A 25,614-nucleotide genomic window follows, 5' to 3' on the forward strand; every position below is an offset into this window, starting at 1 on the left:
GCCCGGCACCCCGCGGGTGCCTACGATCGCAGGATGACCGATACGGCGAGGACCGCCCGCGCCGGCGTCCCCGAGCGTCCGACACTGGACGGGCTCGAGGAGAGCTGGGCGCGCCGCTGGCAGGAGGAGGGCACGTACGCGTTCGACCGCTCCAAGGAGCGCAAGGACGTGTACTCCATCGACACCCCGCCGCCGACCGTATCGGGCGAGCTGCACATGGGGCACGTCTTCTCGTACACGCACACCGACACCGTCGCCCGCTACCAGCGGATGCGTGGCAGGGCGGTCTTCTACCCGATGGGCTGGGACGACAACGGCCTGCCCACCGAGCGGCGGGCGCAGAACGTGTACGGGGTGCGCTGCGACCCGGCGCTGCCGTACGACCCGGTGTGGCGGCCACCGGCGGGGCCGGTCGACGACGCGGCCCGTCGCGACCCCACCCCGATCTCCCGACGCAACTTCATCGAGCTGTGCGAACGGCTGACGGTCACCGACGAGCAGGCGTTCGAGGCGCTGTGGCGACGCCTCGGCCTCTCCGTCGACTGGTCGCTGACCTACACCACGATCGGCCGGATGGCTCGGGCCACCAGTCAGCGGGCGTTCCTGCGCAACCTGCTGCGCGGCGAGGCGTACCAGTCGGAGGCGCCGACCCTCTGGGACGTCGGCTTCGCCACCGCCGTGGCGCAGGCGGAGCTGGAGGACCGGGAGCGGCAGGGCGCCTACCACCGGTTGCGGTTCGTCGCGTCCGACGGACGGGAGCTGCTCATCGACACCACCCGCCCCGAGCTGTTGCCGGCCTGCGTGGCGCTGGTCTGCCACCCCGACGACGAGCGGTACGCGGACCTGGTGGGCGGGACGGCGCGCAGCCCGTTGTTCGACGTCGAGGTCCCGGTGCACGCCCACCCGCTCGCCGACCCGGGCAAGGGCACCGGGCTCGTGATGGTCTGCACCTTCGGTGACCTCACCGATGTGACCTGGTGGCGTGAGCTGGGGCTGGCCACCCGGGTGGTGATCGGGCGGGACGGCCGGCTGCTCCCCGAGCCACCGGCCGACGTGCCGGCGCAGCCGTACGCGGCGCTGGCCGGGCAGACCGTCAACGCCGCCCGCCGGGAGATCGTCGCGCTGCTGGCCGACGCCGGTGACCTGGTCGGCGAGCCGCGCCCGATCACCCACCCGGTCAAGTTCTACGAGCGTGGCGACCGGCCACTGGAGATCGTCTCCACCCGACAGTGGTATCTGCGCAACGGTGGGCGGGACCCGGAGCTGCGGGCGACGCTGCTGGCCCGGGGTGGGGACCTGCACTGGGTGCCGGCGCACATGAAGCACCGCTACGACAACTGGGTGGGCGGCCTCAACGGCGACTGGCTGGTCAGTCGCCAGCGCTTCTTCGGGGTGCCGGTGCCGGTGTGGTACCGGCTCGACGACACTGGCGAGCCGGACTGGTCCCACCCTCTCACGCCGGACGAGTCGGCGCTGCCGGTCGACCCGTCCAGCGATCCGGCGCCCGGCTACGACGAGTCGCAGCGCGGCTATCCGGGCGGTTTCATCGGCGACCCGGACGTGCTGGACACCTGGGCCACCTCGTCGTTGACCCCGCAGATCGTCGGCGGCTGGGAGACGGACGTCGACCTGTTCGCCAAGGTCTTTCCGATGGACCTCCGCCCGCAGGGGCAGGAGATCATCCGGACCTGGCTCTTCGACACCGTGGTCCGTTCGCACTTCGAGCACGGCGTGCTGCCCTGGAGGGACACCGTGCTCTCGGGTTGGATCCTCGACCCCGACCACAAGAAGATGGCCAAGTCCAAGGGGAACGTGGTCACCCCGCTGGCGCTGCTGGAGCAGCACGGCTCGGACGCGGTGCGCTACTGGGCGGCCAGCGGCAAACCCGGCATGGACCTGGCCTTCGATCCGGCACAGATCAAGGTCGGCCGACGGCTGGCCACCAAACTGCTCAACGCGTCCAAGTTCGTCCTCGGTCTCGGTGCGGCGGACGCGCTGCGCGCCCCGGCCACTTCGCCACTGGACCGGGCCATGCTGGCCGAGCTGGCCACCGTGGTCACCGCCGCGAGCGCCGCCTTCGACGCGTACGACCACACGGCGGCGTTGCAGGCGACTGAGGCGTTCTTCTGGCGGTTCTGCGACGACTACATCGAGCTGGTCAAGGAGCGCGCCTACGGCACCGACGCGGCGGCCGACTCGGCGCGGGCCGCGCTCGCCTCGGCACTCTCGGTGCAGCTGCGGTTGTTCGCCCCGGTGCTGCCGTACGTGACCGAGGAAATCTGGTCGTGGTGGCGGTACGGCTCGGTGCACCGCGCGCCGTGGCCGACCACCTACGAGGTGGCCCGGACCATCGAGGGGTCGGGGGATCCGGCGTTGCTGCGTCTCGCGGCTGACGCGTTGAGCCAGGTCCGCCGGGCCAAGTCGGAGCGGAAACTGTCGATGAGGGCGGAGGTTCCGTTGGCCGAGGCGCTCGGCCCGGCGGCGCTGCTGGAACAGCTCACACTGGTCGCCGACGACCTACGGGCGGCCGGGCGGATCGGCAAACTCGACCTGCTGCCCGACCGCACCCCGGAACTCGTCATCGCCTGCGCCTTCTGACCCCGGTCCGCCGCCGTCCCCCCGGGCGGCGGCGGACCGGCGTCACCAGCCGCGCAGGAAGCGAAGCCCGAGCAGGAACGCGACAACGGCCGGCCCCACCAGCAGGGTGATCGCCTGGAGCCGGTACGGCATCCGGTGCCGGGTCAGCTCGCCCGCGTTGCCGAGGACGATGACCCCGGCGAGCATCAGGAACGCACCCCACCAGCCGGTCTTCAGGTGGATCAGGTCGAGCCGGAGCAGTTGCAGGGTGAGGCCGAGCAGCGCGCCGGTCAACGCCAGCAGCGCCACCGCCCGGTGCAGCCCCCGGGCCAGCGGGTGGGCCGCCCGCCAGGCGTACGTGCCGGCGACCGCCAGGCAGGGCAGCACCACCATCAGCGGCCAGCCCCGCCCCATGACACCGAACATCAGCAGCGCGCCCACCGCGAACCCCAGCGCGCCGACGCAGGCGAGCAGGTACCCGGCGAAGGCCCGACCGCCGCCCCGGGCCAGCAACGGCCCCCCGCTGGCCGCGAGCAACGCGGTCGGGATCAGGATGAACACGGCCCACCAGTGGAACCGGCCGCTTCCCTGCGCCGCCGTGGCGACCGAGGCGCAGGCCAGCCCGGCGACCGCCAGGCTGGTCAGCCACGGCCGGCTGCTCCGGGAGTACGGTTCAGCCAACGACGTCCGCTCCACTTCGACGCTCACGCCCACCAGCCTGGCCCGACCGGGCCCACCGGTCCATCCGGCCAGCCCTACCGTGGGGCGGGGGCTGGCCGGACCACCGACGGAACCGCTCTCAGCTCGTCTCCCCGGCCACGCTGAACGACCGCAGGCGGTCGATGGCCAGCACCGTGAAGCCGACGCTGACCAGCGCGGTCATCACCGACGCCACCGGCACCGAGACGCTGGCCTCCAACAGCCCGGTGGGGGCCAGCCGGTCGGCGAGGGCGATCACGTACTGCTGGATGGAGAGCACCTTGGTGCCGTCGACGAAGTTGCCCAGCAGCCCCTCCCAGATCAGCACGTACACCAGCCCGAGCAGCACCGGCCGCCGGGTGACCAGGCTGAGCGCGAGGAACAGCGCCGAGTACGCCAGCGCGCCGAGCGCCGCCGCGACCGCCAGCGCCAGACCGAGGCGTACCGAATCGGCGAGCACGCCCGCGACGTAGATCGGCAGAGCGACGGTGGCCGCGGTGACCCCGGTGGCCACCGCGAGCTTCGGCAGCACGATCTGCCAACGCGGCAACGGCTTGGTCAGGATGTGCACAACGGTGCCGTCGTCGATCTCCGCGCCCAGCACGCCGGTGCCGATGATCAACGCGACGACCGGCAGCACCACGGCCAGCCCGAGACCGACGAGCACCGGCGGGCCCCACTGGCGCGGGTCCACCCCCAGCGACCGGCACAGCACGGCCAGCCCCAGCAGCACCAACGGCAGCGGAAGCAGCAGCAGGAACCGGCGGCGGCCGAACAACCCCCGCGCGGTGATCCAGGTGATTGTCGACATGTCAGGCCTCCACCAGGTAGGAGAAGACGCTCTCCAGGGACTCGTCGGACGGCACCAGCTGGCGTACCCGGATGCCCTTGCTCAGCGCGATCCGCGGTAGCGCGCGGGTGAAGGCGCCGTAGTCGCCGGCGCGCACGGTCAGGCCCGTCGGGTCCAACTCGACGCCGCTCACCGACGCCTCGCCGATCAGCGCGACGGCCAGCGCGCGGTCGTCGGTGGAGCGCACCGCGAAGACGTGCGGGCGGTTGGTCATCAACCGGCGGATGGTCCGGAAATCGCCGGAGGCGGCCAGCCGGCCGGCCACCATCACCTGCACCGTCCCGGAGACCTGCTCGACCTCCTCGAGGATGTGCGAGCTGAACAGGATCGTCCGGCCGGCGTCACCCAGGGTGTGCAGGAGTTGCATCATGTGCAGCCGCTGGCGCGGGTCCATCCCGTTGAACGGCTCGTCGAGCAGGAGCACCTGCGGGTCGTGCACCAACGCGGCGGCCACCCGGGCCCGCTGACGCATGCCCTTCGAGTACGTGCTGATCCGGCGGTCCTGCGCCGACTCCAGCTCCACCAGGTCGATCGCCCGTCGGGTTGCCGCCGCCGGATCGGGCAGCCGGTGCAGTTTCGCGCTGGCCAGCACGAACTCGTACGCGGTGAGGAAACCCTGCACCGCCTCCCGCTCACTGACCAGACCCAGCCGCCGGTAGACCTCCGGGTTGCGCCAGGTCGGCTGCTCGTCGAGGGTGACGGTGCCCCGCGACGGGGCGAGGAACCCGGCCATCATGTGCAGCAGCGTGGTCTTGCCGGCGCCGTTCGGGCCGAGCAGCCCGGTGACGCCCGACCCCAGCGCCATGCTGATGTCGTTGACCGCGACCACGTTGCCGTACCACCGGGACACCCCGGTCAGGCTCAGCGTGCTCATCAGGAGGCGACCTTCCGGTAGCGGGCCAGCAGGAGGGCGGTCGCGCCGGCGACCAGCAGCACCGCGACCAGGGCGTAGACCGGGCCGAACCGGCCAATCGTCATCTCGCCCGGATCGCCCTCGACCAGCAGGTCGCCCAACGACCAGATGCCGACCCCCTGCACGAGGGTGGACGGCGAGGCGAGCCCGGCCAGTTCGTTGGCGGTCCGCGACGGCAGGATGCTCAGCACCCCCACGATCGGGGTGGTCATCAGGAAGACCGCCACCACGCCGCCGGCGGCGAAGGCCCGCTTGCCGGTCAGCGACGCGATCAGCAGCCCGATCGAGGCGAAGACCACCGCCCACAGCCCGGCGTAGAGCAGGCCGGGCAACAGGTCGAGCAGTTCGTTCCAGACCCCGCGCATGCCGTCCTTGGTGGTGAACGCGGCGCCGAGGAACATCACCAGTTGCGGGGCGCCGAGCAGCAACCAGAGCGCGGTGGCCAGCGCCAGCAGCTTGGCCACCGCGTAGTCGGCGCGCGGCAGCGGGCGGGAGAAGTACAGCGGCAGGACGCCGCTGCGCAGGTCCCGGGAGACCAGCTCGGGCGCGGCCACGGCGACGAAGAAGAGCACCAGCCAGCTCATCGAGTCGGCGAACTGGGCGTAGGTGGCGACCGCCTCGCCGATCTGGCTGCGGATCGCGGCCAGGCCCGCCGCGACAAGGGTGACCAGGCTGACCACGAGCCACGGGAAGATCTTGGCCTTGGCGCTGCGCCCGAACCCGAAGGTGGTCCGCAGCCCGTGCAGGTACAGCGCGCCGAAGACGTGCCGTCGACCCAGCCTCGGGCCTTCGTAGCGCTGGTAGCCGATGTCGTGGATGACGCCGGTCGGCGCGGTACGCACGGCGGCGGAAGACGGCTCAGGCATGGGTGAGCTCCCTCGTGGCGAAGAGTTCGGCCACCCGGTGCCGGCGCTGGTCCAGTCGGTGCAGTGGCAGGTCCAGGTCGGCCACCGCGCCGAGAATCAGATCGTAGGTGGCGTCGTCGGCGAGCGGGACGAGGAGCAGTCGACCGTCCCGCGCCACCGGCAGCTTCAGCTCGGCGAGCCGGGCGGCCAGCTCCTCGGTGCCCTCGCTCACCTCCACGGCGAGCACGTCGGTCGCCGAGGTCATCGCGGAGATGTTGTCGGCGCGCAGCAGCCGGCCGCCGTCGATGGCGATCAGCGTGTCGCAGATCCGCTCCACCTCGCCGAGCAGGTGCGAGCAGACCAGCACCGAGATGCCGAACTCGGTGCCGATCCGGTGCACGAGGGCGAGCATGGCGTCCCGGCCGGCCGGGTCCAGGCCGTTGGTCGGCTCGTCGAGCAGCAGCAGGTCGGGGTCGTGCACCAACGCCTGGGCCAGCTTGACGCGCTGCTTCATGCCCGTCGAGTAGCCGCCGACCGGGCGGTAGCGCTCCTCGTAGAGCCCGACGTGCCGCAGCGCCTCCGACGCCCGTTCCCGGGCGGCGGTGCGCGGCAGGCCGCTCATCCGGCCGAGGTGGGTGACCAGCTCGGCGGCGGACAGGTCGGGCGGGAGGCAGTCGTGCTCGGGCATGTAGCCGACCCGGGCGCGGACGGCCGCCGGGTCCGCGGCCGGGTCGATGCCGAGCACCGACACCTGACCGCTGGTCGGTGGGATCAGGCCGAGCAGAATCTTGATCAACGTGGATTTACCGGCGCCGTTCGCGCCCACCAGGCCGATGATCCCGGGCTCGACGGCGACGGTGAGGTCGGCCAGCGCGGTGACCCGACCTCCGTACGTCTTGGTGAGCGACTGGGTCGCGATCAGTGTCACGCGCCCAGCGTAGGGAGCCGACGCCCGCAGGGACACCGGCCACGCCCCCGGCGCTCCCCTGATCCTGCGCGCGACGGACCCCTAAGGCTCACCTGGCGGGGGTCGTGGGGCGTTTCCGCCGGTCCCGGCGTCGGCGCGACCCCGCCTCGGGAAAGCCGTATCGAAGGTGACACCATTCACCTCCCGTTCACCGGGCATCGACCGTCCGGTGATCGACAGACGACGCGGGAGGGATCCTGATGGCCGAGGTGGGCATCCTGAAGGTCAGCGTCGTGGTGCCGGCGTACAACTCCGGCCCGCACATCGAGAAGCTGGCCGAGTCGCTGTTACGCCAGTCGATGCCGACCGACGAGTTCGAGGCGATCTTCGTCGACGACGGGTCGACCGACGACACCGGCAGGCGTCTGGACCGGCTGGCCGCCGAGCACCCGCACATCCGGGTGCTGCACATCGAGAACTCCGGCTGGCCGTCGCGCCCGCGCAACCTCGGTATCGAACACGCCCGCGGGGAGTACGTCTTCTTCGCCGACGATGACGACTGGTTCGCCGACGAGGCGCTGGAGCGGCTGCACGCCTGCGCGAAGGCGAACGACGCGGACATCGTCGTCGGCAAGATGGCCGGGTACGGACGCCCGGTGCCGCGGGAGCTGTTCCGCAAGAACCGCTTCGACGCGACCCTGGAGAACTCCCCGCTGATCGACAGCCTGACCTGCCACAAGCTGTTTCGGCGGGCGTTCCTCAACGAGCACGACCTGCGGTTCCCGGAGGGCGGCAAACGCCGGCTGGAGGACCACTCGGTGGTGGTTCGGGCCTACTTCCTGTCCCGGCGCACCTCGGTGCTGTCCGACTACACCTGCTACCACCACGTGCAGCGGCGGGACGCGCGCAACGTGACAGCGACCCGGTTCGAGCCGTCGAGCTACTTCGCCAGCGTGCGGGACGCGTTGGACATCGTCGACGCCAACACCGAGCCGGGTCCGCTGCGCGACCGGCTGCACCGGCGTTGGCTGCGCAACGAGATGCTCAGCCGGCTGCGGGGCAAGCGGCTGCTGAACGCCCCGGCGGACTGGCTGGACCAGCTGGCGCTGGAGACCCAGAAGATCATTCAGGACCGGTTCGCCCCCGGGGTCGCCGGCGGGCTGCCGCCCCTGCTGCGGGCCGTGGCGTACCTGGCGGAGCGGGGTCGGGTCGAGGATCTGCGCCGACTCGCCCGATGGGAGGCGGGCATCGCCGCCCACGGCGCCCTCGACCACCTCCGCAGATCCGGCCACACGGTGACGGTGGCCGTCTGCGCCGAGTTGCGCTCCGGAGACCAGCCGGTCGCCTTCCGGGTCGACGACGGCCGGGACGTGTTGGTGCTGCCGATGGAGGACATCGCGCCCGAGGTGCTCGACTCCACCGCGCAGGTCCGCAAGGCCCGCCTGGACCTGGTCGCCCGACGCCGGGAGACCGGCGACGAGATATTCCTCCCGGTCGCCTTCGAGACCGAGCGGGTTTCCGAAGGGGCCGCGGCGGACACCGTCCACCTGGTGCACCGGGGCACCGCCACCATCGACTTCGCGACGCTCAACGGGGGCCTGACCCGGGGCAGCTGGCTGCTCAAGGCTCGGATCAGCAACGTGGGGTGGACCGAGGACGGACGGCTGCCACTGGTGTTCGTCTGCCCGACCGACGGCGCCGCGCCGCGGATCCGCGACGAGCGCAAGGTGTGGAACCGGGTGCGGGCGGCGATCGGCCGTCGGGTCAAGCGCTGACCGACCCGCGCGGGTCGTGGAGTGGCGCCCTCGACCGATCGGCGGTCGGCTGCGAAACTGTGTGCCGGTCAGCGAGTGGGGGGTGTGGATGAGCAACGGCTGGGTGCTGCCCGACGAGGTGCTGCGGGACGCGCCGGCGTACACGCCGCGGCCCGGTGAGCTCGCCGATCTGGAGCTGCTGCTGACCGGCGCGTACGCGCCGCTGACCGGCTTCATGACCCGCGCCGACCTGGTCTCGGTCAGCCGACGTGGCCGGCTGGCCGACGGCTCGCCGTGGCAGGTCGCCGTCACCCTCCAGGTGCCGGCCGCGCTGGCCCAGAGCTTCGACCCGCGCGACCCGGCCCGCCGGGCGTTGGTGTTGACCGATGGTGAGGGCGCGCCGGCGGCGGCCCTGGACGTGGTCGACGTCTGGCCGGTACGCGAGGGCGTGGCCGGCGTCGGTGGCCAGGTCCGGCGGCTCGGCGACGGCGGGCACGGTCCGTTCCAGCGGCTGCGCCGCAGCCCGGAGGAGATCCGGGCGCTGCTGCCGCCGGGCCGGGTGCTCGGTGTGATCGCCGACCGGCCGCTGCACCGTCCACAGCTCGCGCAGATCGCGCACGCCGCTCGCACCCTGGCCGCGCACCTGCTGGTGATGATCCCGGTCGGTGAGGGCGGCGCCGACGGGCTACCGCCGGAGGCGCTGGTCCGCGCCATCTTCGCCGCGCGGGACCGGATGCCGCCCGCGACGCTCGTCGCGGTGCCGCTCTCGCACCGCCGCGAGGAGATCAGCGACGCGCTGCTGCGCGCCCGCGTCTCCGCCGCGTACGGGGTGACCCACCTGCTCTCCACCGGAGAGATGCTGTCCGGCGCCGGGCTGCGGGTACTGGTGCCCCGTGAGCTCGCGTACGACAACCGGGACGGGCAGTGGCGCTGGCGGGAGGACATCCCACCGCGCAACCGGCGGCTCGCGTTGACCCAGCCCGAGATCGAGGACCTGCTCGACAGGGGTTTCCCGCTGCCGGAGTGGCACACCCCGCCGGCCGTGGCGCGGGAGCTGACCCGGGCCCGGCCACCGCGTCGGCACCGGGGTCTGGTGGTCTTCCTGACCGGCCTCTCCGGCTCCGGCAAGTCGACGATCGCCCGAGGGCTGGCCGACGCCCTGCGGGAGAGCGGTGACCGCACCGTGACGCTGCTCGACGGCGACGTGGTGCGCCGGGAGCTCTCCGCCGGGCTGGGCTTCAGCAAGGCCGACCGGGACCTCAACGTCCGGCGGATCGGCTGGGTGGCCGCCGAGATCGCCCGGCACCGTGGGGTGGGGATCTGCTGCCCGATCGCCCCGTACGCGGCGGCTCGCGCCACCGCGCGGGAGATGGCTCTCGCCGCCGGGGCAGGTTTCGTGCTGGTCCACGTGGCCACCCCGCTAGAGGTGTGCGAGCAGCGGGACCGCAAGGGCCTGTACGCGCGGGCGCGCGCCGGGCTGCTCACCGGGATGACCGGCATCGACGACCCGTACGAGGAGCCGACCGACGCCGACCTGGTGCTCGACACCACCGATCTCAGCGTGGCGGACGCGGTGCAGGCGGTGCTGCACCACCTGACCGAGACCGGCTGGGTGGAGCTGAAGATCGCGACGGCCTGAGGGACGCCGCCCCTTCCTATCGCCACCGCCCCCTTCGCGCTAGTGTTCATCTTTGTTGGAACACGTTTGACCGCGTGAGGGTGCGCGGATCCCCGGGAGGCACGGCGAATGCTCGCTCCGCAGCGGCAGGCGGCCATCCTGGAGCGGGTCCGGTCCACCGGCGGCGTCCGGGTCACCGAGTTGGCCGGCGAGTTCGGCGTCTCCGACATGACCATCCGGCGCGACCTGGAGGCGCTGCACGAGCGCGGCCTGCTGGCCAAGGTGCACGGCGGCGCCACGACGGCCGGGCCGGGTTCGACGGACGAGCCGGGCTTCCACGCCAAGTCGGTCCGGCAACTGCCGGAGAAGGCCGCCATCGCCGACCGGGCGGCCCAACTGGTCCGGCCCGGCGCGGCGGTCGCGCTCTCCGCCGGCACCACCACCGCCGAGCTGGCCCGCAGGCTCGTCGACGTGCCCGGCCTGACAGTGGTGACCAACTCGCTGCCGGTGGCCGAGATCCTGCACGCCGGCGGCCGACCGGACCAGACGGTGGTGCTCACCGGCGGCGTCCGCACCCCGTCGGACGCGCTGGTCGGCCCCCTCGCGGTGGGCGCCGTCCGGTCGCTGCACCTGGATCTGCTCTTCCTCGGCGTGCACGGCATCACCGAGCGGGCCGGTTTCACCACGCCGAACCTGATGGAGGCGGAGACCGATCGCGCGCTCGTGGCGGCGGCCGACCGGCTGGTGGTGCTCGCCGACCACACCAAGTGGGGCACCGTGGGCATCTCCTCGATCGTCGGGCTGGCGGCGGCGCACGTACTGGTGAGTGACGACCGGTTGCCTCCGCCCGCCCGACGGGTACTCGGTGAGCGGGTGGGCGAATTGATCATGGTTGGGGCGACAGGGGGCGGGCCGCGTGACGCGCACGCCGAAGACTGAGGGGACGGCGACGTGAAGCGCACCGCGATCAACCTGGCCGACGGCCGGGAGCTGATCTACTTCGACGAGCGCGACGACGCCGTCCGTGACCAGCCGGACCGCCGCGACCTGCCCCCGCCTCCCCCCGCGTCGCAGCTGCGCTACGACCCGCTGACCGACGAGTGGGTGGCCGTCGCGGTGCACCGGCAGACCCGCACCTTCCTCCCGCCGGCGAACGAGTGCCCGCTCGACCCCTCGGTGGGTGACCGGCTGACCGAGATCCCCGCGCCCGACTACGACGTGGTCGTCTTCGAGAACCGGTTCCCGTCACTGAGCGGCCGGGTGGCCGACGAGCCCGCGGAGATCACCCCGTTCACTGCGGTCCGGCCCGGTCTCGGCCGATGTGAGGTGGTCTGCTTCACCTCCGACCACAACGCCTCCTTCACCAGCCTGCCCCCGCGCCGGGTGCGCACCGTGCTGGACGCGCTCGCCGACCGCACCGAGGTGCTGAGCGAGCTTCCCGGCGTCGAGCAGATCTTCTGCTTCGAGAACCGGGGTGTCGAGATCGGCGTCACGCTGCACCACCCGCACGGGCAGATCTACGCGTACCCCTTCGTGACGCCGCGCACCCGCGCGCTGCTCGCCGCGGCGCGCCGGCACGCCGAGCGGACCGGCGGCGGCAACCTGTACGCGGACGTGCTGGCCGCCGAGCGCGCCACCGGCGACCGGGTGGTCGCCGAGAACGAACACTGGACGGCCTTCGTCCCGGCGGCTGCCCGCTGGCCGTTCGAGGTGCACCTCGCGCCGCACCGCGTGGTGCCGGACATCCCGGCGCTCACCGACGACGAGCGGGACGCCTTCGGGCCGCTCTACCTGGATCTGCTGCGTCGCTTCGACGGCCTGTTCGACATGCCGATGCCGTACATCTCGGCCTGGCACCAGGCGCCGGTACGCGTCGACCGCGAACTGGGTCACCTGCACCTGCAGCTGTTCAGCATCCGGCGGGCCGCCGACAAGCTGAAATATCTGGCGGGCTCCGAGTCCGGCATGGGGGTGTTCATCAACGACATCGCCCCGGAACACGCGGCCGACCTGCTGCGCGCCGCCTGAACGGGCGGAACGACGTCCCGCGGCGGCCCTGAGCGGGCGGGGAACAGGGCGCGGGGGGCCCGGGACAGGGCCCCCCGCAGGGAAGGGACGGCTGGCTGTGCCCGGCACAGCCGGGAAGGCTGGCTGATCGGCGCACGGATGCCGCAGGTCGACCGTGGTCAACCTTCCTGGACTCGACTGGCATCTTGTCCGCCCTGGTCAACGAGGCGCGCCGGCCGGAGTGACGCCGGGCGGCGTGGCGGCCGCGGACACGCCGAAGCCCGCCGGCGACGTGCCGACGGGCTTCGAACTGACGCGGTACGCCCGGATCAGGCGGCGAGGCGGCGGGCCAGGTTCTCGTCGAGCGCGTTCATGAACTCGTCGGTGGTCAGCCACGGGGCGTCGCGCGAGATCAGCAGCGCGAGGTCCTTGGTCATCTGGCCGCCCTCGACGGTGTCGACGATGACCTGCTCCAGGGTGTTGGCGAACTCGGTGACCGCCGGGGTGCCGTCCAGCTTGCCCCGGTGGGCGAGACCACGGGTCCAGGCGTAGATCGACGCGATCGGGTTGGTCGAGGTCTTCTCACCCTTCTGGTACTGCCGGTAGTGCCGGGTGACGGTGCCGTGGGCGGCCTCCGCCTCGACGGTGCGGCCGTCCGGGGAGAGCAGGACGGAGGTCATCAGACCCAGCGAGCCGAAGCCCTGCGCGACGGTGTCGGACTGCACGTCACCGTCGTAGTTCTTGCAGGCCCAGACGTAGCCGCCCTCCCACTTGAGCGCGGCGGCGACCATGTCGTCGATCAGCCGGTGCTCGTAGGTGAGGCCGGCGGCGTCGAACTCGGCCTTGAACTCGGTCTCGAACACCTCGGCGAAGATGTCCTTGAACCGGCCGTCGTACGCCTTGAGGATGGTGTTCTTGGTCGACATGTAGACCGGGTAGTTGCGGTCCAGGCCGTAGCGGAACGAGGCGCGGGCGAAGTCCCGGATCGACTCGTCGTAGTTGTACATGCCCATGGCGATGCCGCCGCCGGGGAAGTTGGCGACCTCCATCTCCATCGGCGCGCCGCCGTCGGCCGGCGTGTAGGTGATGGTCACCGTGCCCGGGCCGGGAACGACGAAGTCGGTGGCCTTGTACTGGTCACCGTGGGCGTGCCGGCCGATGATGATCGGCTTGGTCCAGCCGGGCACCAGCCGCGGCACGTTGGACATGATGATCGGCTCGCGGAAGACGACACCGCCGAGGATGTTGCGGATGGTGCCGTTCGGCGACCGCCACATCTTCTTCAGGCCGAACTCCTCCACCCGGGCCTCGTCCGGGGTGATGGTCGCGCACTTGACGCCGACGCCGTGCTCCTTGATGGCGTTGGCGGCGTCGATGGTGACCTGGTCGTCGGTCTCGTCGCGGTACTGGATCGACAGGTCGTAGTAGTGCAGGTCGACGTCGAGGTAGGGCAGGATCAGCTGCTCCCGGATCTGCTTCCAGATGATCCGGGTCATCTCGTCGCCGTCGAGCTCCACGACCGGGTTGTTTACCTTGATCTTCGCCATCGGCCGGCGCTCCTCTCGGGGGACACGTGCTCAAGCAGTACGAGCGTACTGCAATTGGGCCGGCGGCCCCCAGCCGGCCTCGACCGACCGGCGGAAACCGGGCTGCGCGGCGCAGACGCGCTCTGGCATCATCGCCCGATGCCACTGAGCCGCACCCTCGGGTCTATCACGGTGACCGCCCTGAGCGACGGCGAGGGTGTCTTCTTCCAACCGCGCGACGAGGCGTTTCCGCTCGCCACGGCGGCGGACTGGCAGGAGGCCGACAGGCGCGACCCCGGCTCGGTGACCGACGACGGGCAGTGGTGGCTGTCGTTCCGCAGCTTCGCGATCCGCGTCGACGACGGGCCGGTCACCCTCGTCGACGCCGGGATCGGCCCGGCCGACGCGCCAGCGGCGAGCTGGGCGCCGGTGCCCGGTCGGCTGCCCGCCGAACTGGCCGCCGCCGGCATCGACCCGGCGGACGTCGACACCGTCGTCCTGACCCACCTGCACAGCGACCACATCGGCTGGGCGGTCACCGGCACGCCCGGCCGACCGTACTTCCCGAACGCGAGCTACCTGGTGCAGCGCGCCGACCTGGACGCCGCGGGAGCGCTCAATCCCGGATTCCCGGCCGGCCTTATCGCGCCGTTGCGCGCCGCCGGCCAGCTGCGGGTGCTCGACGGCGCGACGACCCTCACCCCGGCGGTACGCCTGCTACCCACCCCCGGGCACACACCCGGTCACCAGTCGGTGCTCGTGACCGCCGCTGACCAACGGCTGCTGCTCACCGGCGACCTGCTGGTGCACGCTGTGCAACTGGTCGACCCCACCCTGGCGTACGCCCACGAGGAAGACCCGGAAACAGCACGCATCTCCCGCCTGACCGCCCTGAAGTCCCTGAACCCAACCCTCCTGGCAACCCCCCACCTAGCAACCCCCTTCACCCCCCTGGCGCGCCCCCGCCCGGTCCCCGGCCCCGGCTCGCCCCGTTGATCATGAAGTTATTGCCCTGACACGCCGATGGAAGTGGCAATAACTTCATGATCAACGGGGCCAGAGGAGGCGGGACGGGGCCAGAGGGGGCGGGGCGGGGCCAGAGGGGGCGGGGCAGGGCCAGAGGGGGCGGGGCGGGGCCAGAGGGGGCGCCGGGGACAGTGAGAAGGGGCGCGCCGGCGAAGCCGGTGCGCCCCTTCTCTGGTTCGGGCCTTACATGCTGGAGATGTCGCCCTGCTTGGCGCGGACGGCTTCGGCGGCCTCCAGGAGGCTGGCGCGCTCGTCGGCGTCCAGGTCGGTCTCGACGACCCGCCTGACACCCTCGGCGCCGATCTCGGCCTCGACGCCCAGGTAGACGCCGGAGATGCCGTACTCGCCGTCGACCCAGGCGCAGACCGGCATGACCTCGCCAGAGTCCTCCGCGACGGCCTTGGCCATCCGGGCGGCGGCGGCGGACGGGGCGTAGTACGCCGAGCCGGTCTTGAGCAGCGCGACCACCTCGGCGCCACCGTTGCGGGTCTTGACGACCAGCTCCTCGATCTGCTCGGCCGGCATCGAGTCACGCAGCGGCTTGCCGTTGACGGTGCTCTTCGAGGGGACCGGGACCATGGTGTCGCCGTGCGAGCCCAGGGTCAGCGTGCGTACCGACGCCACCGGCACGTTCAGCGCCTCGGCGACGAAGTTGCTGAACCGCGCGGTGTCCAGCATGCCGGCCTGACCGAGCACCCGGTTCTTGGGGAACTGGGTGGCGATCTGCGCCAGCGCGGTCATCTCGTCGAGCGGGTTGGAGACGACGATGACGACGGCGTTAGGGGCGTACTTGGCGACGTTCTCGGCGACCTGGCGGACGATCTTGGCGTTGGTCTCCAGCAGGTCCATCCGGCTCATGCCGGGCTTGCGGGGCAGACCAGCGGTGATCACGACGACGTCGGAGCCCTCGATGGCCTCGTAGCCCTCACCGTTCGGGCCGGTCGTCACGCCGACCACCTTGGTCTCGAAGCCCTCGATGGCCCGGGACTGGTTGAGGTCGAGCGCGAGACCCGCGGGCTTGCCCTCCACGATGTCGGTGATCACTACGGTGTCGAAGACGTCGTACTCGGCCAGGCGCTGTGCGGTGGTGGAGCCGTAGAAGCCAGCCCCGACGACAGTGACCTTCTTACCCATGGTCGTCCCACTCCCTGATACCAGTCGGTTTTCCGGACCGTATCAGTCATCTTGGCACCGAACGGGCCAGGGGCGGCGGCCGTCGCCGGGATGGGGTGAACGTCACCGGCGTCACCGGCGCGCGAGTCAGCCGCGCTCGGCGCGCTCCACCACGTTGGTGAGCAGCATCGCCCGGGTCATCGGACCCACGCCGCCGGGCATCGGGACCAGCGCGCCCGCCGTCTCGGCCACCCCCGGGTCCACGTCGCCGGTGTAGCGACCCTTGCCGTCCGCGCCGATCACCCGGGTGATGCCGACGTCCACGACGACCGCGCCCGGATTGATCATGTCAGCGGTGAGCAGGCCCGGTACGCCGGCCGCGACGATGACGATGTCGGCGGCCCTGGTGTGCGAGGCGAGGTCGAGGGTGCCCGTGTGGCAGAGCGTGACGGTGGCGTTCTCGCTGCGCCGGGTGAGCAGCAGGCCCAGCGGCCGGCCGACGGTGTTGCCCCGGCCGACCACGGCGACGGTGGCGCCGCGCAGAGCGACGTCGTGCCGGCGGAGCAGCTCGACGATGCCGCGCGGGGTGCAGGGCAGCGGGCCGTCGTAGCCGAGGACGAGGCGACCCAGGTTGACCGGGTGCAGGCCGTCGGCGTCCTTGTCCGGGTCGATCAGCTCCAGCACCCGCTGGGTGTCGAGGTGGGCGGGCAGCGGCAGCTGGACGATGTAGCCGTGGCACGCGGGGTCGGCGTTCAGCTCCGCCAGCACGTCGTCGACCTGCTGCTGGGTGGCGTCCGCCGGCAGCTCGCGCCGGATCGAGGCGATGCCCACCTCGGCGCAGTCGCGGTGCTTGCCGTTGACGTACGCCTGACTGCCCGGGTCCGAGCCGACCAGCACGGTGCCGAGACCGGGGGTGATGCCGCGTTCCGCGAGCGCCTTCACCCGTGTCCGCAGCTCGTCCTTGATCTCCGCCGCGGTTGCCTTGCCGTCCAGAAGCGTCGCCGTCACGACCCGATCGTCTCACGACCACCACTCGCGCCTGCGGCGACCTCGTGCCGGCCACCCGGGAACGCCGGGAACCTCCACGCCCGTCGGGCAGCCGCACCGGCGGCCGGCACCTGTCCACGCAGTCACCATGCGTGACGTGTTGCTCGTCACTCTCGGTGACTATTTGTAGATTCGATCACCGCCGAACCGGACAACACGGTGCGGGAAGGCGGAGAGCGGAGCTGCGCCTCAGAGACCGCCAGGGCACCCCAACGCCGCTCAGTCACCTCAGCAGGATATGACAAACCCACAGGCCGCAGCACCAATGTCCGATTCTACCTAGCAGGTCTCGTGCGCCCCGACAACGACGGCGACGCCGGACCGTTACCCACCCGCAACCGCGCCGTTGTCGAAGCCCCGCCCTCGACCTACCGTTACCGGTTGTTGCGCAGCGTAACCCAGCGTCGGGCCTGACTGCGCAGCGTGAGGAGATGAGGAGGCTCAATGCGAGTTCGTAGACTCGCCGCCTGGACCGCCCTCCCGCTCGCGGTGACGCTGGGCCTCGCGGCCTGCGGCAGCGGCGGCGACGGTGGCTCCGGCGGCAGCAACGGTTCGGCGGTCAGCATCCAGATCGGCGAGCCGAAGCACCTGGTTCCCACAAACACCACCGAGACGTCCGGCTCGCAGGTCATCGCCGGCCTGTTCAGCCCGCTGGTGGACTACGACGCCCAGAACAAGCCGTACGAGGTCGCCGCAGAGTCGATCACCTCGTCCGACAACAAGGTCTGGACGATCAAGCTCAAGGACGGCTACACCTTCCACAACGGTGAGAAGGTCACGTCCGAGGACTACATCAACGCCTGGAACTACGGCGCGTACGCCCCCAACGGCCAGGACAGCAACTACTTCTTCGAGAAGATCGCTGGCTACGCCGACCTGCAGGGCAAGGCGCCCAAGGCCAAGGAGATGTCCGGGCTGAAGAAGGTCGACGACCTCACCTTCACCGTGACGCTGTCCGAGCCGTACATCGACTTCAGGACCACGTTGGGCTACAACGCGTTCTACCCGATGCCGGACGCCGCGTTCTCGGCCCCGGGCGTGCTCAAGGACTCCTACGAGCAGGCGCCGATCGGGCAGGGCCCGTTCAAGATGAAGGGCACCTGGCAGCACGACAGCAAGATCGAGGTGGAGCGGTACGACGCGTTCCCGGGCGAGAAGCCAAAGGTGAAGGACATCGAGTTCCGGATCTACCAGCAGCTCACCGCCGCGTACGCGGACGTCCTGGCGGACAACCTGGACGTGCTGCCGACGATCCCGACCGAGAGCCTGAGCAACGCGCCGACCGACCTGGGCGACCGTTACAAGACCAGCCCGATGTCGTCGTTCCAGTTCCTGGCGTTCCCGACGTTCGACAAGGACTACAGCAACCCGGACGTGCGTAAGGCCATCTCGATGGCGATCGACCGGGACGAGATCACCAAGTCGGTCTTCAAGGGCTCGCAGACGCCGGCGCGCTCCTTCGTATCGCCGGTCCTGCCGGGCTACCGCGAGGACACCGCCGGCAAGGCCGGCGAGTTCAACCCGACCGAGGCCAAGAAGCTCTACCAGGCCGCCGGTGGCCCGTCGAAGATCGTCATCTCGTACAACGGCGACGGCGGCCACAAGGACTGGGTCGACGCCACCGTCAACCAGCTCAAGGCCAACCTGGGCGTGGACGCCGTCGGCTCGGCCGAGCCGAAGTTCGCCGACCTGCTGACCAAGGTCGAGAAGAAGACCCCGGTGGGCGCCTTCCGGATGGGTTGGGTCATGGACTACCCGACCATGGAGGACTACCTCGGCCCGCTGTACAGCACGAACGGCTCGTCGAACTACTACGGCTACAGCAACCCGGAGTTCGACAGGCTGGTGAAGGAGGGTTCCGCCGCCAAGACGCAGGACGAGGCGATCGCCAAGTACCAGCAGGCGGAGGACATCCTGGCCAAGGACATGCCGGTGATCCCGCTCCGCTTCGGCGAGAACGTGTTCGGCCACTCGTCCAAGGTCAAGAACGTGGAGATGGACCTGTTCCAGCGGGTCAACCTCGTCAAGATCGAAGCAGCCAGCTGAGCTGACCGTGGTGCGGGCCACCCGGGCGACGACGCCCGGGTGGCCCCCGCCGCACCACCGGGTCCGGGCCGCTGAGGCGACCCCGGCACCGCCGGTGGCGGCGGCTCCCCCCGGGCCGGACGGCACGTCTCGGATATTTCGGGTACGACCAGAGATGCCGTCCTGCGACCCTTGCGCCCATTTCCGGAGAGACTGCTAAGCATGTTCCGCTACATCCTGCGGCGCCTACTGCAGATGGTCCTGGCCTTCTTCGGGACCACCCTGATCGTCTACGCGCTGACATTCGCCGGCCAGGGCGACCCCATCCAGGCGCTCGCGGGAGAGCGGCCGGTGACACCAGCCCAACGGGCCTACCTGACCGAGAAGTACCACCTGGACGCGACGGGCGTCGGCGGATTCTTCTACCGCTACTTCGACTACGTGAAGAACCTGCTCCAGGGCAACCTGGGGGAATCGCTCACCGGCCGCAACATCGGTGACATCCTCCAGCAGGCCTGGCCGGTCACCGTACGCCTCGCGCTCATCGCGCTCGCCGTGGCGATCATCTTCGGGGTCAGCGCGGGCGTGATCGCCGGCATCCGCCGGGCCAGCATCTTCGACAACTCGACGCTGGTGCTGACGCTGCTGGTGCTGGGCATCCCGACCATCGTGCTGGCCCCGCTGGCGCAGTTCTTCCTGGGCGTCAAGTGGCAGCTCTTCCCGCCCACCGCCGGCTCCGACCCGTCGTTCTACGCGCTGCTGCTGCCGGGTATCGTGCTCGGCTCGCTGTCGCTGGCCACCGCGCTGCGACTCACCCGCGCCTCGGTGGCGGAGAACCTGCGCGCCGACTACGTCCGGACCGCCCGGTCCAAGGGCCTGGTCAAGCGCCGCATCGTCATCGTCCACGTGCTGCGTAACTCGCTGATCCCGGTGGTCACCTTCCTCGGTGTGGAACTGGGCAACCTGATGAGCGGCGCGATCATCACCGAGGGCGTCTTCAACATCCCCGGCGTGGGCTTCAACCTCTTCCGCGGCATCCGCACCGAGGACGGCCCCCTGGTGGTGGGCATCGTCAGCGTGCTCGTCGTGGTCTACCTGGTCTCGAACCTGGTGGTGGACGTCCTGTACGCCGTACTCGACCCGAGGATCCGCTATGAGTGAGCGCAGCGAACGAATCATCAGCGCAGCGTGCTTGGGCTCTCATGCCGGCGCCGAGCGCAGCGAGGTGGCGGCATGAGTGACTTCGAGACCGTGGCGGCCACCGAGAACCAGGCCGCTCGACGCGGCCCCTCGGGCGAGCCGGGCACACCCAACCAGGTCGGCGCCCCGCAGAAGCCGCGCAGCCTGGCCGGCGACGCCTGGCGCGACCTGCGCCGCAACCCGATCTTCTGGATCTCCCTGGCGCTGGTGGTCGTCTTCACCCTGATGGCCCTGCTCCCGGGCGTCTTCACCGCCAACAACCCGAACGACTGCCAGCTCTCCCGGCAGCACGCCGGGCCGTCCGGCGGAGCCATCTTCGGGTACGACTTCCAGGGCTGCGACACGTACTCCCGGGCCGTCTACGGCACCCGGGCCTCGCTCCTGGTCGGCGCGCTCGCCGCGCTCGGCACCGGGATCATCGCGCTGGTGGTCGGCATGTTGGCCGGCTACTTCGGCCGCTGGGTCGACGCGGTGCTCTCCCGGGTGATCGACGTGGTGCTCGGCATCCCGCTGCTGCTGGCCGCGATCGTGCTGCTCAAGCGGGTGTCCAGCGACAGCCAGTGGGCCCGGATCGGCGCTGTCGTCTTCGTGTTGGCGCTGCTCGGCTGGACCACCGCCGCCCGGGTGGTCCGCTCCTCGGTGATCACCGCCAAGGAGCAGGACTACGTCGCGGCGGCCCGGATGCTCGGCGCCGGCAACGGCCGGATCATGTGGCGGCACATCCTGCCCAACTCGTTGGCGCCGGCGATCGTCGTGCTGACCATCGCGCTCGGCTCGTTCATCGCGGCCGAGGCGACGCTCTCCTTCCTGGGCATCGGCCTGAAGGCGCCGACGATCTCCTGGGGTCAGGACATCGACACCGGCCGAATCCACATGCGGGAGGCCGCCCTGCCGCTGATCGTGCCGTCGACGTTCCTCGCCCTGACCGTGCTGGCGTTCATCATGCTCGGCGACGCGATCCGTGACGCCTTCGACCCGAAGCTGCGGTGAATCTCTCATGACCCACTCCACCGTCGAACCCACCCCCGCCTCCGCCACCCCGGAGGGCGGCCACCTGCTGGAGCTGCGGGACCTGCACGTCGAGTTCCGCACCAACGAGGGCGTCGCCCGGGTGATCAACGGCGTGTCGTACCACCTGGACGCCGGGGAGACCCTCGCGGTGCTCGGCGAGTCCGGCTCGGGCAAGTCGGTGACCGCCCAGGCGATCATGGGCATCCTGGACACCCCGCCGGCGTTCGTCCGCTCCGGGCAGATTCTCTACCAGGGCCGGGACCTGCTCACCCAGTCCGAGGAGCAGCGCCGGCAGGTGCGCGGCAAGGAGATCGCAATGATCTTCCAGGACGCGCTCTCCGCCCTCAACCCGGTCTTCCCGGTGGGTTGGCAGATCGGCGAGACGCTGCGCCAGCGGGCCGGCATGTCCCGGGCCGACGCCCGACGTCGCGCGATCGAACTGATGGACCTGGTCAAGATCCCGGGCGCGGCGCGACGGATCGGCGACTACCCGCACCAGTTCTCCGGCGGCATGCGGCAGCGCGTCATGATCGCCATGGCGCTGGCGCTGGACCCGAAGGTGCTGATCGCCGACGAGCCCACCACGGCGCTCGACGTGACGGTGCAGGCCCAGATCATGGACCTGCTGGCCGACCTGCGCCGGGACCTCAACATGGCGATGATCCTGATCACGCACGACCTGGGCGTGGTGGCCGGGGTCGCGGACCGGATCGCGGTGATGTACGCCGGCCGGATCGTCGAGCACGCCGACGTCCGTTCGCTCTACAAGGCGCCCGCCCACCCGTACACCAAGGGGTTGCTGGAGTCGATTCCGCGCCTGGACGTCCGCGGCCAGGAACTGTCGACGATCAGGGGGTTGCCGCCCAACCTGATGCGCATCCCGTCCGGTTGCCCGTTCCACCCCCGGTGCCCGTACGTCCAGCAGGTCTGCCTGGACGTGGTGCCGCACGACCTGGTCCTCGGCGACGGCCGGACCAGTGCTTGCCACTTCGCGCAGGAGGTCCGTGATGACAGCGCCCGCTAACTCGACGAAGGTCCGCGGCGAAACCATCCTCGCCGTCGACAACCTGGTGAAGCACTTCCCGATCACCCAGGGCGTGCTGTTCCAGCGGCAGGTCGGCGCGGTGAAGGCCGTCGACGGGGTGAGCTTCGAGCTGCGCCGGGGCGAGACGCTGGGCGTGGTCGGCGAGTCCGGCTGCGGTAAGTCCACCCTCGCCCGGCTGCTGATGCGGCTGGAGACGCCCACCTCCGGCGGGGCGACCCTGGAGGGCCGGGACCTGTTCAGGGCGTCCGGGGGCGAGCTGCGCCGACTGCGCCGCAACATGCAGATGGTGATGCAGGACCCGTACACCTCGCTGAACCCGCGGATGACGGTCGGCGACATCATCGGCGAGCCGTTCGACATCCACCCGGACGCCGCTCCGAAGGGCAGCAAGTCGAAGCGGGTCCAGGAGCTGCTGGACCTGGTCGGGCTCAACCCGGAGCACATCAACAGGTACCCGCACCAGTTCTCCGGCGGTCAGCGCCAGCGCATCGGCATCGCCCGTGCGCTCGCGCTGCGGCCCGAGATCATCGTCTGCGACGAGCCGGTGTCGGCGCTGGACGTCTCCATCCAGGCCCAGGTGATCAACCTGCTCAAGCAGCTCCAGAGCGAGCTGGGCCTGTCCTACATCTTCATCGCGCACGACCTGTCGGTGGTCCGGCACATCGCCGACCGGGTCGCGGTGATGTACCTCGGCCGGATCGTCGAGATCGGCACCGAGAACGAGATCTACGAGCGGGCCACCCACCCGTACACCCAGGCTCTGCTCTCGGCCGTGCCGGTGCCGGACCCGGAGGCCCGCGACCAGCGCAACATGATCCGGTTGGTCGGTGACGTACCCAGCCCGGCGGACCCGCCGAGCGGCTGCCACTTCCGGACCCGCTGCTGGAAGGCCCAGGACATCTGCGCCGTGGAGGACCCGGCAACGGTCCCGAGGGCCGCAGACCCCCACCCCTCCGCCTGCCACTTCGCCGAACTCCGCCCCACCACCCCAGCCTGACCGTCCCGGGCCCTGCCCGGCCCGGCCCCGCCCCCGCCCCGGCCCGCCCCGTTGATCATGAAGTTATGGCCCTGCACGTCGGCGTGTCAGGGCCATAACTTCATGATCAACGAGGGCGAGGGGCGAGGGCGGGGGGGCGAGGGCGGGGGGCGGGGGGCGGGCGGGGCGGGTTAGTGGAAGAAGTGGCGGGTTGCCGTCAGGTACATCGTGACGTTGGCCTTTCGGGCCGCTTCGATGACTTCTTCGTCGCGGATGGAGCCGCCGGGCTGGACGATGGCGCGGACGCCGGCATTGATGAGGATCTGCGGGCCGTCGGCGAACGGGAAGAACGCGTCGGACGCGGCCACCGAGCCCCGGGCCCGGTCGGCGCCGGCGCGGCTGACCGCGAGTTGCGCCGAGTCGACCCGGTTGACCTGGCCCATGCCGACCCCGACGGTGGCACCGTCCTTGGCGAGCAGGATCGCGTTGCTCTTCACCGCCCGCACCGCGCGCCAGGCGAACGCCAGGTCGCGCAGCAGCTCCTCGTCGGCGGGCTCGCCGGTGGCCAGCTGCCAGTTCGACGGGTCGTCACCGGGGGCGTCCACCCGGTCCGCCACCTGGGTCAGCACCCCACCGGTCACCGGCCGCCACTCGACCGGCGCGGGGGTCCACGCCGGGGCGCGCAGCAGCCGGATGTTCTTCTTGCCCTGCAACACCTCGACCGCGCCCTCGTCGAAGCCGGGGGCGACGACCACCTCGGTGAAGATGTCCGCGACCTGCCGGGCCAGCTCCACCGAGACCGGGCGGTTCACCGCGATGACCCCGCCGAACGCCGACACCGGGTCGCAGGCGTGCGCCCGGCGGTGTGCCTCGGCGACGTCCGCGCCGACCGCGATGCCGCACGGGTTGGCGTGCTTGATGATCGCCACCGCCGGCTGGTCGGCGAAGTCGTTGGCGGCCCGCCAGGCGGCGTCCGCGTCGACGTAGTTGTTGTACGACATCTCCTTGCCGTGCAACTGCTCGGCCTGGGCCAGCCCCGCCGGGGCGTCCGGGTCGGTGTAGAGCGCCGCCGGCTGGTGCGGGTTCTCTCCGTAGCGCAGCACCGTCGACTTGCGCAGCGCCGAACCGGCGAACGCCGGCCAGGAGTCGTCGGACGGGGCCAGCTCCCGGGCGCACCACTGCGCCACGGCCACGTCGTACTCGGCGATGTCGGCGAACGCGCGGGCGGCCAGCGCACGACGCTGGGCCAGCGTGAACCCGCCCTCGTCGAGCGCGCCGAGCAGCGCCGGGTAGGCGTCCGGGTCGGTGAGCACCGCCACCGAGGCGTGGTTCTTGGCGGCGGCCCGCACCATGGCCGGCCCGCCGATGTCGATCTGCTCCACGCACTCCTCGACGCCCGCGCCGGACGCGACAGTCGCCTGGAACGGGTAGAGGTTGGAAACCAGCAGGTCGAACGCGGCCACGCCCAGCTCGTCGAGCTGCGCCACGTGGGTGTCCTTGCGCAGGTCGGCGAGGAGGCCCGCGTGTACCTTCGGGTGCAGGGTCTTCACCCGGCCGTCGAGCACCTCGGGAAACCCGGTCACCGTCTCCACCGGCGTCACCGGCACCCCGGCGGCGGCGATGGCGCCCGCCGTGCTGCCGGTGGAGACGATCTCCACGCCGGCCGCGTGCAGGGCCTGGGCCAGCTCGGCCAGCCCGGTCTTGTCGTAGACGCTGACCAGCGCCCGCCTGATCGGGCGGCGCCCGTCCTGAGTGGAACTCACGGAACCGTGACCTTCCTTCCGGTGATGGTCCAGCCTTCGCGGACCAGCCGACCGACCTGCTCGACGAGCTGCCGCCGCTCGGCTTCCTTGATGCGTTCGGTGAGGGTGTCGACGTCGTCGTCGTCGAGGACCGGCACCGCCACCTGCGCGACGATCGGCCCGGTGTCCATGCCGGCGTCGACGAAGAAGAGGGTCGCCCCGGTGAGCTTCACGCCGTAGGCGAGGGCGTCGCGCGGGCCGTGGATGCCGGGGAAAGCCGGCAGCAGGGTGTTGTGGGTGTTCAGGTAGCGGTCCCCGAAGGCCGCCAGGAAGTGCGGACCGACCAGCTTGAGGAAACCGGCGGAGATGACCAGGTCGGGTTGGTGCTTCGCGACGTGCGCGGTGAGCGCGCGGTCCCACGCCTCCCGGGTGTCGTGGTCACGGACCCGTTCGACGAAGGTGGGCACCCCGGCCGCCTCGGCCCGGTCCAGGCCCGCGATGCCGTCGCGGTCCGCGCCGACGGCGACGACCTGCGCGCCGTACGCGGGATCGGCGCTGGCGTCCAGCAGCGCCTGGAGGTTGCTTCCGGAGCCGGAGACAAGGACGACGATGCGGGCGACGGAAGCGGGCTCGGTCACCGGACCACCCTATCGGGCAGGTCAGGGACGCCCTTCGACCGGGCGGCGCGCCGATCGTGGGCAGTGCCGAGGTGCATCGACCCGGTACGCTGCCG

21 protein-coding genes are annotated in these 25,614 nt (G+C 71.2%); 11 read left to right on the top strand and 10 right to left on the bottom strand.

Features of this window, described 5'->3' with window-relative positions:
* Positions 1-33: 33 nt before the first annotated feature.
* A complete protein-coding gene (gene valS, locus O7634_RS05090) occupies positions 34-2,598 on the top strand; it encodes a valine--tRNA ligase (protein ID WP_278149005.1) in 2,565 nt (854 codons plus the stop codon).
* Between the two features lie 42 nt (positions 2,599-2,640).
* Here the strand turns inward: valS and O7634_RS05095 are convergent, their stop codons facing one another.
* The 5 genes from O7634_RS05095 to O7634_RS05115 form a co-directional block, all read right to left on the bottom strand.
* Positions 2,641-3,285: a hypothetical protein gene (locus tag O7634_RS05095; protein ID WP_278149006.1), complete on the bottom strand. Its 645-nt coding sequence runs from the start codon at positions 3,283-3,285 to the stop codon at positions 2,641-2,643.
* Between the two features lie 91 nt (positions 3,286-3,376).
* Complete coding sequence (locus O7634_RS05100) at positions 3,377-4,087, bottom strand: ABC transporter permease subunit (RefSeq protein ID WP_278149007.1); 711 nt, start codon at positions 4,085-4,087, stop codon at positions 3,377-3,379.
* Between the two features lies 1 nt (position 4,088).
* Complete coding sequence (locus tag O7634_RS05105) at positions 4,089-5,000, bottom strand: ABC transporter ATP-binding protein (protein WP_278149008.1); 912 nt, start codon at positions 4,998-5,000, stop codon at positions 4,089-4,091.
* A complete protein-coding gene (locus tag O7634_RS05110) occupies positions 5,000-5,905 on the bottom strand; it encodes an ABC transporter permease subunit (protein WP_278149009.1) in 906 nt (301 codons plus the stop codon). Before O7634_RS05110 ends, O7634_RS05105 begins: the two co-directional genes overlap by 1 nt.
* Entirely contained in the window at positions 5,898-6,812 is a 915-nt protein-coding gene (locus O7634_RS05115) for an ABC transporter ATP-binding protein (protein ID WP_278149010.1), read from the bottom strand. The genes O7634_RS05110 and O7634_RS05115 overlap by 8 nt, the downstream gene beginning before the upstream one ends.
* A gap of 239 nt (positions 6,813-7,051) precedes the next feature.
* Here O7634_RS05115 and O7634_RS05120 point away from each other — a divergent pair, with 239 nt between their 5' ends.
* The 4 genes from O7634_RS05120 to galT all read left to right on the top strand — a co-directional run bounded on the left by O7634_RS05120 (position 7,052) and on the right by galT (position 12,191).
* Positions 7,052-8,566, top strand: coding sequence for a glycosyltransferase (locus O7634_RS05120; protein ID WP_278149011.1), 1,515 nt, complete (start codon positions 7,052-7,054; stop codon positions 8,564-8,566).
* 88 nt (positions 8,567-8,654) lie between these two features.
* Entirely contained in the window at positions 8,655-10,184 is a 1,530-nt protein-coding gene (gene cysC / locus O7634_RS05125; protein ID WP_278149012.1) for an adenylyl-sulfate kinase, read from the top strand.
* Positions 10,185-10,292: 108 nt separating this feature from the next.
* Positions 10,293-11,102 (top strand): DeoR/GlpR family DNA-binding transcription regulator, encoded by an 810-nt coding sequence (locus tag O7634_RS05130; protein ID WP_278149013.1) that lies wholly within the window; start codon positions 10,293-10,295, stop codon positions 11,100-11,102.
* A gap of 12 nt (positions 11,103-11,114) precedes the next feature.
* Positions 11,115-12,191: a galactose-1-phosphate uridylyltransferase gene (gene galT, locus O7634_RS05135; RefSeq protein ID WP_278149014.1), complete on the top strand. Its 1,077-nt coding sequence runs from the start codon at positions 11,115-11,117 to the stop codon at positions 12,189-12,191.
* Between the two features lie 308 nt (positions 12,192-12,499).
* Here galT and O7634_RS05140 read toward each other — a convergent pair whose 3' ends face one another.
* Entirely contained in the window at positions 12,500-13,717 is a 1,218-nt protein-coding gene (locus O7634_RS05140) for an NADP-dependent isocitrate dehydrogenase (RefSeq protein ID WP_278149015.1), read from the bottom strand.
* Between the two features lie 138 nt (positions 13,718-13,855).
* Between O7634_RS05140 and O7634_RS05145 the strand changes: the two genes are divergently transcribed.
* Positions 13,856-14,692 (top strand): MBL fold metallo-hydrolase, encoded by an 837-nt coding sequence (locus tag O7634_RS05145; RefSeq protein WP_278149016.1) that lies wholly within the window; start codon positions 13,856-13,858, stop codon positions 14,690-14,692.
* 213 nt (positions 14,693-14,905) lie between these two features.
* On the opposite strand, the gene O7634_RS05150 is transcribed toward O7634_RS05145, so the two are convergent.
* Positions 14,906-15,856 carry a malate dehydrogenase gene (locus tag O7634_RS05150; protein WP_278149017.1) on the bottom strand — a complete coding sequence of 317 codons (951 nt, stop codon included), beginning with the start codon at positions 15,854-15,856 and terminating at the stop codon, positions 14,906-14,908.
* 126 nt (positions 15,857-15,982) lie between these two features.
* On the bottom strand, positions 15,983-16,843 hold the full coding sequence (locus tag O7634_RS05155; protein ID WP_278149018.1) for a bifunctional methylenetetrahydrofolate dehydrogenase/methenyltetrahydrofolate cyclohydrolase: 861 nt from the start codon (positions 16,841-16,843) through the stop codon (positions 15,983-15,985).
* Between the two features lie 483 nt (positions 16,844-17,326).
* On the opposite strand from O7634_RS05155, the gene O7634_RS05160 reads away from it, so the two are divergent.
* The 5 genes from O7634_RS05160 (at position 17,327) to O7634_RS05180 (ending at position 23,160) form a co-directional block, all read left to right on the top strand.
* The gene (locus O7634_RS05160) at positions 17,327-18,928 is read left to right on the top strand and encodes an ABC transporter substrate-binding protein (protein WP_278149019.1); all 1,602 of its coding nucleotides are present in this window, start codon (positions 17,327-17,329) and stop codon (positions 18,926-18,928) included.
* Positions 18,929-19,129: 201 nt separating this feature from the next.
* The gene (locus tag O7634_RS05165) at positions 19,130-20,068 is read left to right on the top strand and encodes an ABC transporter permease (protein WP_278149020.1); all 939 of its coding nucleotides are present in this window, start codon (positions 19,130-19,132) and stop codon (positions 20,066-20,068) included.
* Positions 20,069-20,140: 72 nt separating this feature from the next.
* A complete protein-coding gene (locus O7634_RS05170; RefSeq protein ID WP_278149021.1) occupies positions 20,141-21,097 on the top strand; it encodes an ABC transporter permease in 957 nt (318 codons plus the stop codon).
* Positions 21,098-21,104: 7 nt separating this feature from the next.
* Entirely contained in the window at positions 21,105-22,142 is a 1,038-nt protein-coding gene (locus O7634_RS05175) for an ABC transporter ATP-binding protein (protein WP_278149022.1), read from the top strand.
* Positions 22,126-23,160: a dipeptide ABC transporter ATP-binding protein gene (locus O7634_RS05180; protein ID WP_278149023.1), complete on the top strand. Its 1,035-nt coding sequence runs from the start codon at positions 22,126-22,128 to the stop codon at positions 23,158-23,160. The genes O7634_RS05175 and O7634_RS05180 overlap by 17 nt, the downstream gene beginning before the upstream one ends.
* Before the next feature lie 170 nt (positions 23,161-23,330).
* On the opposite strand, the gene purH is transcribed toward O7634_RS05180, so the two are convergent.
* Both purH and purN read right to left on the bottom strand, forming a co-directional pair.
* Entirely contained in the window at positions 23,331-24,902 is a 1,572-nt protein-coding gene (gene purH / locus O7634_RS05185) for a bifunctional phosphoribosylaminoimidazolecarboxamide formyltransferase/IMP cyclohydrolase (protein WP_278149024.1), read from the bottom strand.
* Positions 24,899-25,519, bottom strand: a complete 621-nt coding sequence (gene purN / locus O7634_RS05190; protein ID WP_278149025.1) for a phosphoribosylglycinamide formyltransferase — start codon at positions 25,517-25,519, stop codon at positions 24,899-24,901. The genes purH and purN overlap by 4 nt, the downstream gene beginning before the upstream one ends.
* Positions 25,520-25,614 lie beyond the last annotated feature (95 nt).

Origin of the sequence: Micromonospora sp. WMMD1120, from assembly GCF_029626235.1 — a bacterium.
Classification (GTDB): Bacteria; Actinomycetota; Actinomycetes; order Mycobacteriales; family Micromonosporaceae; genus Micromonospora.